The organism is Streptomyces sp. NPDC006655 (assembly GCF_040703965.1).
In the GTDB taxonomy this organism is placed as follows: domain Bacteria; phylum Actinomycetota; class Actinomycetes; order Streptomycetales; family Streptomycetaceae; genus Streptomyces.
Map to the genome: position 1 here is coordinate 22,314 of NZ_JBEYJU010000104.1, position 6,871 is coordinate 29,184.

Genomic DNA, 6,871 nt, shown 5'->3' on the forward strand with positions numbered 1-6,871 from the left:
GACAGGCCGCGGATACCCCGAGCACTCGGATCCGCGGCGTCATCGCCTGGCTCAGTGACCGCATCACCGAGCCGGTGCACATCGACCAGATCGCCGCCGAGGCCGGTATGAGCCCGGCGACCCTCCACCGGCATTTCACGGCTGCGACCGGTATGAGCCCGCTGCGCTATCAGAAACATCTGCGGCTGCTGTCGGCCAGGCGCCAGCTGTTGGCCGGCGACGTCACCGCCGCGCAGGTCGCCCACACCGTGGGATACACCAGCGCGACCCAGTTCAGCCGCGAATACCGGGCCTTCTACGGACTGCCGCCGGTTCGGGACATCACCCGCCTGCGCGCCGGTACTACCTCGACCGCCCCCGCACCTCCTTCGTGAAGCCACAGGCGGGCGCCGAACCGGTCGGCGTATTGGCGGCCGTGCGCGGTAACGCACGATCAACGAACCATGCGCTCACCCTGGCTTCACCCTCCCGGCGCCAGAGAAGCCGCTCTACCCGCGCCCCGGCACTGCCGGGCTGTCCATCATGCGCCTGACGACGTGGCTGAGACCGTCGGCCACGGCTGTCAGCTGCTCTTGGGTGAGCGCATCGAACAGCAGCTTTCGTACCAGGTCAACGTGGCCTGGGGCGGCGCGGACCAACAGGGACCGGCCCGCATCGGTCAGACAGGCGTAGACAGCCCGGACATCGTCCACACACGAGCGGCGCCGCACCAGTCCCGCCTTCTCCATCTGAGTGACCTGGTAGGTGAGACCGCTCTTCGAGTTGTAGAGGGCGCTGGCGAGCTCTGTCATACGGAGCTCGCCCTCTGGAGCCTCGCTGAGTCGAACCAGGACCTCGTACTGCAGATGCGAGATCCCCGCATCCTCCTTGAGCTGTTGGTCAAGGCGCCGGTTCAGGAGCGCTCCGGCCGCGACAAAGGCCTGCCAAGCCCGCGCCTCTTCCTCGTTCAGCCACTTCGGTCGGCTCATGGGCGGATACTACCAGGTTGTTCAAATTCAAATAATCAAGTACCTTCAGGCTAGTTCGAATTTGCACTAACCGTGAAGGAGCATGTCATGTTTGCGGAAGCTCCTGGCCGGCTGCCGGCCCTCTACGTCTCCCATGGCGCGCCCACTCTCATCGATGACCCACTCTGGCCCGACCAGCTTGCCGCCTGGTCCGCCGATCTGCCCCGCCCCGAGTCGATCCTGATGATCTCCGCGCACTGGGAGGACGCCCCACTCTCCATCGGCGCCACACGAACCGTGCCGCTGACCTACGACTTCTGGGGCTTCCCGGAGCGGTACTACCGGGAGACCTACGCGGCACCGGGCGCACCGCAGCTCGCCGACAAGGTGCGAAAGCTGTTGCAGGGGCCGGACATGCCGGTCCGTGACGTACCCGAGCGGGGTCTCGACCACGGCGCCTACGTTCCGCTCAAGGAGATGTACCCGGACGCCGACATCCCTGTACTGCAGATCTCGATGCCCACACTGGATCCGCGGCAGTTGATGGAGGTCGGCCGTCGGCTGGCACCGCTGCGGGACGAGGGCACTCTGATCGTGGGGAGCGGCTTCTTCACCCACAACCTCAGCGCCCTGGACTACGGCAATAACGTCTCCTCCGTGATGGCGGAATTCGACGACTGGGGCCGCCGGGCGCTCGACGCAGGCGACCTGGACGCGCTCCTCGACTTCGAGCACAAGGCTCCGGGCGCCCACTACGCACACCCGCGCACCGATCACTTCGCTCCTCTCTTCGTCACCCTGGGAGCCGGCCACGAAGAGCTCACGGCCCAGCGCACCGTCATCGACGGCTTCTGGGTCGGCATGGCGAAGCGATCGATCCAGATCGGCTGACGCCCCCTCCCTCCGACCTCACGACGCCTTTCGCGCGACAAGGAATCACCTTCATGAAAACAATCGCGATCGTCGGCGCGGGCCCCGGACTGGGCCGCTCCATCGCCAGGCGATTCGGAACAGCCGGTCACCGGGTGGCCGTGCTGGGCCGCACCCCCGAGAACCTGGACAGGCTGACAGCCGAACTCCGCGCACTCGACATCACCACGCGCGGCTATCGCGCCGACGTCACCAGGCCTTCCGCCCTTACCGATGCCCTCCACGATGCGGACTCGGACCTGGGAGGCATCGATGTCCTGGTGTACAACCCGGCTCACGCCAAGCTCCCGTCGATCCCCGCCGACCGCATCACGCCCGATGACGTCCGGTCCGAGGTCGAGCAGAAGGTCCTCGGCGCCGTCACCGCCGTGAACACGGTGCTGCCCGGGATGCTCAAGCGCGGACGGGGTTCCCTGCTGTTCACCGTCGGCTCCTCGGCCCTCTACCCAGTGCCTACCATCAGCGCCGTGGGAATCGCCTCGGCGGGGCTGCGCAGTTACGCCCTGAGCCTTCACCACGCGCTCGCGCCCCAGGGTGTCCACGTCGGCGTGGCCGTAATCGACTTGTTCATCAGCCAGGGCGACGGAGAGGCCGATCCGGACCACATCGCCGAGCGGCTCTACGAGTTTCACCGGGGCGACAGCGGCGCAGAAATGAAGATCGGGCATCTGCGCGAGCCACGGCCCTGAAGTCCCGCCCGAAACTCGTGTCCGTGGGAAGACCAGCGGCAGCGCACGGCGTCGGCCCGTCCCAACCATGCCCACCCCCCGCTACACGCCCACCGCCAAGCCGTTGACCAGGAGAAATACAGAATTCCGGCTGGAGTACTAGGCGAGCCCGTCCGCCACGACGGCGAGTGCCGCGCGCATGGTCGCTGTGAGCTCGGCTTCCGCTGTGGCCGCGTCCGTCGCGCCGTCGGCGACACGCCAGGCGTAGTACTCGACGGCCGCGCGCAGGGCCGCGTTGACCATGGCCGCCTGGATGGTGGGCACGAGGGCGTCCGCGGGCAGCCCGGAGCGTTCGGCGAGGGCGCGGGCGAACGCCGGTTCGGCCGCGTCATATGACTGCAGCCATTCCGCGCGCAGACCTGGTTCACTGCGGGTCAGTCTTACCAGGGAGCAGATGGTGGCGCGGTCCGGGCCGTGCACGAGGCGGTTGTCCGTCGGCAGGACGCTGCCGAAGACGTCCTCCAGCGGCCGATCGGGGCGCCAGCGGCGCAGTACGTCGGCGATCGCTTCGATGCCGGCCGCGAACAGCGGTCGCACGCACGCCTCCTTGCTCGGGAAGTAACGCCACACCGTGCGCGCCGAGACCCCGACCGCCTGCCCGATCTGCTCGCCCGTGGTCGCGGCCACCCCCTGGGCGGCGAACAGGTCCACCGCGGCACGGGCAATCTCCAGTCTGATCTCGGCCTTGCGCTCCTTGCTCAGGGGCGGCCGTCCCATGCGTCCCCCTGCGGTCATCTGTCCCTCCGGTGCCGGTGGCTGCTGCACCGCGATTCTCCCCCGAGGAGCCGGAACGACAAGAAAGAACCCCTGCCCCGACTTTATGTCATTCAGAGACATTAAGTCGTATGGTGTGACTGCACCGGGCGCCGAGCGCCCTCGGAACCACCTGATAGGAGCACCACATGGACAGCGGACTCGACGAGCGCAGCGTCATCGTCACCGGCGCGGGATCAGGGATCGGGCGTGCCGCCGCCCTGGCTTTCGCGAAGGAGGGCGCCCGGGTCGTGGTCGCCGACCTGAACGCCGAGAGCGCAGGCACGGCGGTCAAGGAGATCGAGGCGGCCGGCGGTACGGCGGTGGCCGTCACCGGCGACCTCAGCGAGCAGTCGGTGGTGGACCAGGTGGTCGCGATCGCGGTGGAGCGGTTCGGCGGGATAGACGTCCTGGTGAACAACGCCGGGATCATGGACCGGATGTCGGCACTTGCGGACGTGACCGACACCGAGTGGGAGCGGGTCATACGGGTCAACCTCACCGCGCCGTTCCTGCTCACCCGGGCGGTGCTGCCGCACATGCTGGCGTCGGGCCGCGGCGCGATCGTCAGCACCGCCTCCGAGGCCAGTCTGCGCGGCAGCTCGGCCGGTGCCGCCTACACGGCCTCGAAGCACGGCATCGTCGGCCTGACCAAGAGCCTGGCCGTGATGTACCGCAACCAGGGCATCCGGGCCAACGCGATAGCGCCGGGCGGCACCAAGACCGGGATCCAGGTGGACGTGGAGGACGGCGCGCACGGACCGGCCGCGCTCGCGCCCTACTCCAGCAACGTGGGCCAGCTCTCCGAACCCGAGGAGCAGGCCGCCGCGATCGTCTTCCTGGCATCGGACGCGGCCAGCAACATCAACGGCGCGATCCTGCCGGTGGACAACGGCTGGGCGGCCGTCTGACCGCCCCGGTTCCTCCAGGGCCGGGCAGACGGTCACCCGCCGCCCGGCCAACCGGGCCTCCGGCCGCTCCCCCTCCGCCTGCACCGCCGCACGGCCGCCGCCGCACGGTCCTCGATGGGCTCGGCCCGGGTCCTTGAACAGGGCAGCACGCCATGACACGAGTTCGCGAAAGGGCCGCTTCCGTGGTGGTGCCGAAGCCTGCGTAGTGGACATTGAGATCGAAGCCCGCGCCGGCCCATTCGGCGGCATCAGCGACGACGTCCGTGACACCGAGGGAGCGGGCCCTGTCCCCGCGCAGCCCGTGGCAGCGCGGCACCAACGAGAACACCAACCGGCTGCTTCGACAGCACCTGCCCAAGGGCGCGGACCTCCGCGCCTTCAGCCAGGCCGACCTGGACGCCATCGCCTACGAGCTCACCCATCGCCCGCGCAAGACACATGGCTGTCGAACACCGGCAGATGTCGACGCTGACCTCCTGAACAGCGGTGGTGCGCTGACCGCTTGAGCTGGCCATCGTTTGACGACAGGCGTGCCTTGGGGATCGGCAAGGATGTCGCGCGGAACCTGGCCCGCCAGGGCGCGACGGTTGTACTGCACGGCCGCCACCAGGCGCGGGGCGAGGCCGTGGCGAAGGAGATCCCGTGCGGCCGTGCCGGTGATCGGCGGCTGATCTCCAAGATCGTCTGGTTCCTGGGCGAGGGGCCGCCGACGAAGCAGGAGTACACCGACATTGGTGACAGCGTCAGCCGCCCGAGGGGGAACGAGTCGATCTCGTCCACTCGCTCCAGCGCTTGGGAGAACGCGGTGCCCATCGTCCTCGTGGGCGGTCGGCGCAGCCGCTCCAACTCGGAGAACCTGCGGTCCTTCCGGTGTCATCAACGCGCCGCACGCCATCTCAGTCGGGGAGTCCTTGAGCCGCTGTCAACACGGCGGTGCGGAGTGCCTCCGACAGTCCCGCACTCTCATTCTGGCCCGGCTCGGCTCGGCCATCGCGCTCCCGCCATGCGTAATGCTCCGCGGCCACGCGCAGGGCAGCGTTGATCGTCGCGGCTTGGATCCTGATGTGCAGGTCATCAGCGTCACAACCTGCGCGCGCGGCGAGGATTTCGGCGAGCTGACCGTCGTACGCGTGGTACGTCTGGAGCCATACGGCCTTCAGTCCCGGCTCGGTGCGGGTGAGGCGGATGAGGTCCAGACTCGCGGCGATGTCGGGCTCGTCCATCAGGACGTCGCCGTCTTCCCAGTCGTTCACGGCCTCGCGCAGGGTTTGCCCCGACGGCCATGTGCGCAGTCGCCGGGTGACCGCTTCGGCCCCCGCTGCCAGTAAGGGCTGGACGCAATTTTCCTTGCTGGGGAAGTACCGCCGCAGTGTGCGCGTCGAGATGCCGACGGCTTCCGCGATCTCATCGGCCGAGGTCGCGGCGACGCCCTTGCTCGTGAAGAGTCGCACCGTCTCGCGGGCGATCTCCATCCTCGTTTCGGCCTTGCGCCGTTCCGTCAGTGGCGGACGGCCCGTTCTCCGCTCCGCGTCCGGCGCGCCTCGTCGCTTGTCGCCGTGTCGCCGCACTTCACGTCACCCGTCTCCGCTCATCCCCACCATCTGGCCGAAAGTAATGCTATGTCATCCAGGGACTTCATGTCCCATCTGGACTTACTGTCCGCTTAGGCCAATAACTCGTAGACTGCTTCCCATGGCGCCTGGGTGACGGCCTACCGCCGACAGCACGCTGTGCGCCGCAGTGAACAAGCCAGCCATGACAGTTGAGGTGATACGCCTATGCCTATGCGGGTAGAAGTCGACGCTCCCAAATGCGTCGCCTCGGGGCAGTGCGTCCTGCTCGCCCCGGAGATCTTCGACCAGCAGGAGGAAGACGGCCTCGTCATCCTCCTGGACGAGGCCCCGGGACCCGACCACCATGACGCCGTGAGGGAGTCGGCGGCGGTGTGCCCGGCCGCGGCGATACGGCTGACCGAATCGTGAACTCCCTCAACCGGATCGCGATCGTCGGAGCCTCGGCCGCCGGGCTCGCCGCGGCAGAGACGCTGCGGCGGGAGGGATACGAGGGCGCGATCACGTTCGTCGGCGACGAACTCCTGCCGCCGTACGACAGGCCGCCGTTGTCGAAGGAGGTCCTGTCAGGATCGTGGGCCGCCGACCGGCTCCCGCTGCGCCCGGCGCCCGATCTGGAAGCCCTGCGACTGGAGCTGTGCCTCGGCGTCGCCGCAACCGGACTGGACCTGAGCGGCCGCACGGTGTCGCTGGCCGACGGCTCCGAGGTGGGCTTCGACGGCCTCATCGTGGCCACAGGTGTACGGCCGCGCCGGCTACCCGGCGAGCGGGCACACGTACTGCGCACTCTGGACGACGCGCTCGCTCTGCGGGAGCGCATCCGGCCCGGCTGTCACCTGGCCGTGGTCGGAGCGGGATTCCTCGGATCCGAGGCCGCCTCAGTGGCCCGCGGCCTGGGCGCGAGGGTGACCCTGTTGGAACCGGCCTCCGTGCCCTTGGCCCACGCGGTGGGCGAGGACGTCGGACGCGTGCTCTCCTCCCTCCACGACGAGCACGGCGTGGACCTGCGCACCGGAGTGACAGTCGCCGAG

9 protein-coding genes and 1 pseudogene are annotated in these 6,871 nt (G+C 68.6%); 7 read left to right on the plus strand and 3 right to left on the minus strand.

Annotated elements, in window-relative coordinates; translation table 11 throughout:
* Positions 1-62: 62 nt before the first annotated feature.
* Complete coding sequence (locus tag AB0958_RS37490) at positions 63-374, plus strand: helix-turn-helix transcriptional regulator (protein WP_366894966.1); 312 nt, start codon at positions 63-65, stop codon at positions 372-374.
* 114 nt (positions 375-488) lie between these two features.
* Here the strand turns inward: AB0958_RS37490 and AB0958_RS37495 are convergent, their stop codons facing one another.
* The gene (locus tag AB0958_RS37495; protein WP_366894957.1) at positions 489-968 is read right to left on the minus strand and encodes a MarR family transcriptional regulator; all 480 of its coding nucleotides are present in this window, start codon (positions 966-968) and stop codon (positions 489-491) included.
* A gap of 87 nt (positions 969-1,055) precedes the next feature.
* On the opposite strand from AB0958_RS37495, the gene AB0958_RS37500 reads away from it, so the two are divergent.
* Positions 1,056-1,838 (plus strand): class III extradiol ring-cleavage dioxygenase, encoded by a 783-nt coding sequence (locus AB0958_RS37500; protein ID WP_366894958.1) that lies wholly within the window; start codon positions 1,056-1,058, stop codon positions 1,836-1,838.
* Positions 1,839-1,891: 53 nt separating this feature from the next.
* On the plus strand, positions 1,892-2,566 hold the full coding sequence (locus AB0958_RS37505; RefSeq protein ID WP_366894959.1) for an SDR family NAD(P)-dependent oxidoreductase: 675 nt from the start codon (positions 1,892-1,894) through the stop codon (positions 2,564-2,566).
* 138 nt (positions 2,567-2,704) lie between these two features.
* Here the strand turns inward: AB0958_RS37505 and AB0958_RS37510 are convergent, their stop codons facing one another.
* Positions 2,705-3,340 carry a TetR family transcriptional regulator gene (locus AB0958_RS37510; protein ID WP_366894960.1) on the minus strand — a complete coding sequence of 212 codons (636 nt, stop codon included), beginning with the start codon at positions 3,338-3,340 and terminating at the stop codon, positions 2,705-2,707.
* Between the two features lie 167 nt (positions 3,341-3,507).
* On the opposite strand from AB0958_RS37510, the gene AB0958_RS37515 reads away from it, so the two are divergent.
* Entirely contained in the window at positions 3,508-4,269 is a 762-nt protein-coding gene (locus AB0958_RS37515) for a glucose 1-dehydrogenase (RefSeq protein ID WP_366894961.1), read from the plus strand.
* A gap of 290 nt (positions 4,270-4,559) precedes the next feature.
* Positions 4,560-4,775 (plus strand): annotated as a pseudogene (locus tag AB0958_RS37520) (IS30 family transposase); the annotation flags it as partial.
* 390 nt (positions 4,776-5,165) lie between these two features.
* Here AB0958_RS37520 and AB0958_RS37525 read toward each other — a convergent pair.
* Entirely contained in the window at positions 5,166-5,741 is a 576-nt protein-coding gene (locus AB0958_RS37525) for a helix-turn-helix domain-containing protein (protein WP_366894962.1), read from the minus strand.
* 312 nt (positions 5,742-6,053) lie between these two features.
* On the opposite strand from AB0958_RS37525, the gene AB0958_RS37530 reads away from it, so the two are divergent.
* Together AB0958_RS37530 and AB0958_RS37535 are read left to right on the plus strand one after the other, a co-directional pair.
* Positions 6,054-6,251, plus strand: coding sequence for a ferredoxin (locus tag AB0958_RS37530; RefSeq protein WP_366894963.1), 198 nt, complete (start codon positions 6,054-6,056; stop codon positions 6,249-6,251).
* Positions 6,248-6,871: FAD/NAD(P)-binding oxidoreductase (locus AB0958_RS37535; protein ID WP_366894964.1), on the plus strand; the 624-nt coding region annotated here is incomplete at its 3' end. The genes AB0958_RS37530 and AB0958_RS37535, both read left to right, overlap by 4 nt.

Bases quoted from the DNA above. Each gene is read 5' to 3' on its own strand.
- AB0958_RS37495 (WP_366894957.1), bottom strand. From the start codon at position 968: ATGAGCCGACCGAAGTGGCTGAACGAGGAAGAGGCGCGGGCTTGGCAG.
- AB0958_RS37500 (WP_366894958.1), top strand. From the start codon at position 1,056: ATGTTTGCGGAAGCTCCTGGCCGGCTGCCGGCCCTCTACGTCTCCCAT.
- AB0958_RS37505 (WP_366894959.1), top strand. From the start codon at position 1,892: ATGAAAACAATCGCGATCGTCGGCGCGGGCCCCGGACTGGGCCGCTCC.
- AB0958_RS37510 (WP_366894960.1), bottom strand. From the start codon at position 3,340: ATGACCGCAGGGGGACGCATGGGACGGCCGCCCCTGAGCAAGGAGCGC.
- AB0958_RS37515 (WP_366894961.1), top strand. From the start codon at position 3,508: ATGGACAGCGGACTCGACGAGCGCAGCGTCATCGTCACCGGCGCGGGA.
- AB0958_RS37525 (WP_366894962.1), bottom strand. From the start codon at position 5,741: ATGGAGATCGCCCGCGAGACGGTGCGACTCTTCACGAGCAAGGGCGTC.
- AB0958_RS37530 (WP_366894963.1), top strand. From the start codon at position 6,054: ATGCGGGTAGAAGTCGACGCTCCCAAATGCGTCGCCTCGGGGCAGTGC.